Below are 3,227 nucleotides of genomic sequence, written 5' to 3'. Positions count from 1 at the left end.
GCGCGTCGAGGGTCGCCTGCTTGCCGACAAAATCATCTTTCTTGAAGTTGATGAACCGGCGCATGTCCGCCTCGATCATCGTCAACTCGTTGGTGAGCTCAGATCCCCATGCCTTGTAGCCTTTCTCGATCCGCATCGTGTTGACCGCGTAGAGGCCATAGTTGACAATGCCAAGGTCCTGCCCCGCCGCCCAGATTGCCTCGTAAAGCGGAGCGACCGCGTCGATCTGCGGGTGCAGTTCCCAGCCAAGCTCCCCGACATAACTCACGCGCAGGGCGCGGAGCCTATGGCCGGCGACCTCAATCTCCTGCCCGCTCAGCCAGCGGAACCCCTCGTTCGACAGGTCGGCATCGGTCACTCGCGCCAGCAGTGCGCGCGAGCGCGGCCCGCTCAGCACCAGAACACCGCGATCGTCGGTTACATTGGCAATCGTGACATCCTCGCCCGGCAAGCGGCCCTGCACCATCAGGTCTAGGTCGCGCTGCTCAGCGGCGGCGGCGGACAGGCAGTAGAAATGATTGTCGGCGAGGCGCGTTACCGTCATCTCGCCCAGGATCCGGCCCCCACGGGACAGCGGATGAACCAATGCGATGCCACCTTGCCTCGTTGGCATCCGATTGGCGCAGATCCGGTTGAGAAACGCATCGGCATCACGGCCGGTCACTTCATATTTCGCGAAGCCGGTAAGGTCGAGCACGCCGACCCGCCCGGCCACCGCGCGGACCTCTTCTGCGACGACCTCGAACATATTGGTGCGATGATAGCCGGGCTCTTCGGTGCGGCCGTCGAGCGAGAAGCATTTAGGCCGTTCCCACCCGTAGGTCTCGCCATAGACCGCGCCCATCGCCTTGAGCCGATCGTATAGCGGGCTGGTCCGTTGCGGGCGGCCATCGGGCTCTTCCTCGCCCGGCAGGCGCGTTGTGAACGTCAACCGATAATCGAGGAATACCTTGGCGCGCGAATAGGCTTCGCCGGCGAATGGACCGTAACGGCGCGGGTCGAACTCGACCATATTGATTTCGGAGTCGCCGTCGACCATCCACTGGGCGAGATATTTGCCCGCGCCGCCGCCCTGCGCGATCCCGAACGATGTCCCGCAACAATGCCAGAAATTGCGCAAGCCCGCCGCAGGCCCGAGCAAAGGTCCGCCGTCGGGCGTATGCGGGATCGCGCCATTGACGATCCGGCGGATACCGACTTCGCCGAACACCGGCATCCGCTCGATCGCCCGCTCGACCCATTTGGCAACTCGGTCGAGGTCGTCGGGGAACAGCTCGCTGGTCGATTCCCACTCGGGCATTCCCTTGGGCCCCCACGCTTCCCTGAGCTCGACATTCTCGTAAATGCCGATCAGCCCGCTATTCTGTTCCTGCCGGAAATAGCCCGACACATAGGGGCAACGCATCACCGGAATTTCTTCGTCGCGCTCGACGAACGCCGGGATTGGATCGGTGACGAGATATTGATGCTCCATGTTCGTCACGGGCACGTCACCACCAGCCATCTGCGCGACCTGGCGCGCGTAGCAGCCCGCCGCATTGACGACGATTCCCGCACGGATTACGCCCAATTCGGTCGCGACGTCCCACTCACCAGACACGAGCTGGGACAAGCCGGTCACCCGATTCTTGCGAATGATCGTCGCGCCCATCTGCTTCGCGCCGATTGCCAGCGCGTTGCAGATGCCCGACGGATCGGCATGGCCGTCCAGCGTCGTCCATGCGCCAGCGATGACTCCGTCGGTCGTCATGAACGGGTTGATCCGCCTGATCTCTTCGGGGCTGACGATGTCCATGTCGAAGCCGATGATCTTCGAATAGCCGTGGATGTAGCGAAGCCACGCCAGCTCGCGCTCGTTGGTGGCAAGCCGGATCCCGCCCGACCGATGCCAGCTGACATATTGGCCGGTCAGCCCTTCGAGCCGGGGGTAGAGATCATTGCTGTACGCATGCATCTTGGCGAGGTTGAAGCTTCCGGTGATGCTCGGGCACTGCCCCGCCGCGTGCCAGGTCGACCCCGAAGTAAGCTCATCCTTCTCGACCAGCATGATGTCGGCCCAGCCCAGCTCCGCGAGATGGTAGAGCAGGCTGGCGCCCATGATTCCGCCGCCAACGATTACCACCCGCGCATTATTTTTCATGCCGCCCGATCTTCCTCGTCTCGATTGCCAGGCAATAGATTGGCGCGCGACACGGCGACAATTTAGATATTATGCCCTGTGCGCCAAAGAAATTTCGCTGATTACCAAAATTCTTCATTTGTACCGGCTCTGTCGGGCCGATTTAAGCAGGACCACTGAGACAGCCGTCGATGGCACGGCCTTGCCGGAAGTGCCCACAGCGAGATTGCCTGAACGTCATGAAGATAGGTTTTATTGGCCTCGGCAATGTCGGCGGAAAACTCGCCGGCTCCCTGATCCGCAACGGCCACGACGTCACCGTCCGCGATCTCGATGACGCCGTTGTCCGATCGTTCGTTGCGGCTGGAGCGCAGGCTGCAGCATCGCCCCGCGAACTGGCTGAAGCGGTCGACCTGATCATTACCTGCCTTCCCTCACCTGCCGCGAGTGCAGCGGTAGCGGAAGGATCCGATGGTTTCCTGCCCGCGCTCGGCCCGGGCAAGGTCTGGCTCGAGATGAGCACGACCGACCACAGCGAAGTCATTCGCCTTGGCGCGCTGGTCGAGGCGACCGGCGCGATGATGATGGAATGCCCGGTGTCGGGCGGCTGTCACCGCGCCGACACAGGCAATATCGCGATCTTCGCCGGCGGCCGGCGCGAGGCGTTCGACTTCGTCCTGCCAGTGCTGACGACAATGGGCCGCCGCATCCTGCATACCGGTGAACTCGGCACTGCCTCGCAGCTCAAGGTAATGACCATCTTCCTGTGCACGGGCCACCTTGTCGCGCTCGCCGAAGCGCTGACGGTGTGCCAAGCGGCTGGCATCGACATGAACACCGCTTATGAGGCGATCCGCATTTCGTCGGGGAACAGCTTCGTCCACGAAACCGAGACTCAGGTCATCCTCAACGGCAGCCGCGACATCAACTTTACGATGGACCTGGTGGTGAAGGACGTCAGCCTGTTCGACAGCATCGCCCGGCAGAACCATGTCCCGGTCGAGCTGTCGCCGATGATCGTCGACATCTTCCGCAAGGGCGTTGAAGCCTATGGCCCGCGGGAACATTCGCCCAACATCATCCGCCGTTATGAAGAGCCGATTGGAAT

At 62.2% G+C, this 3,227-nt stretch carries 2 protein-coding genes; one reads left to right on the top strand and one right to left on the bottom strand.

All coding sequences use genetic code 11. The annotated features are described in order from the left end of the window. On the bottom strand, window positions 1-2,140 hold a 2,140-nt coding region (locus tag RMN84_RS00135), incomplete at its 3' end, for an FAD-dependent oxidoreductase (RefSeq protein ID WP_309610185.1). Window positions 2,141-2,358: 218 nt separating this feature from the next. Here RMN84_RS00135 and RMN84_RS00130 point away from each other — a divergent pair. Beyond that, a partial coding sequence (locus RMN84_RS00130; protein WP_309610184.1) for an NAD(P)-dependent oxidoreductase occupies window positions 2,359-3,227 on the top strand: 869 nt, incomplete at its 3' end.

The sequence above is a fragment of the Sphingomonas sp. genome (assembly GCF_031380695.1).
Classification (GTDB): Bacteria; Pseudomonadota; Alphaproteobacteria; order Sphingomonadales; family Sphingomonadaceae; genus Sphingomicrobium.
This window is presented reverse-complemented; position numbering and strand designations above follow the sequence as displayed.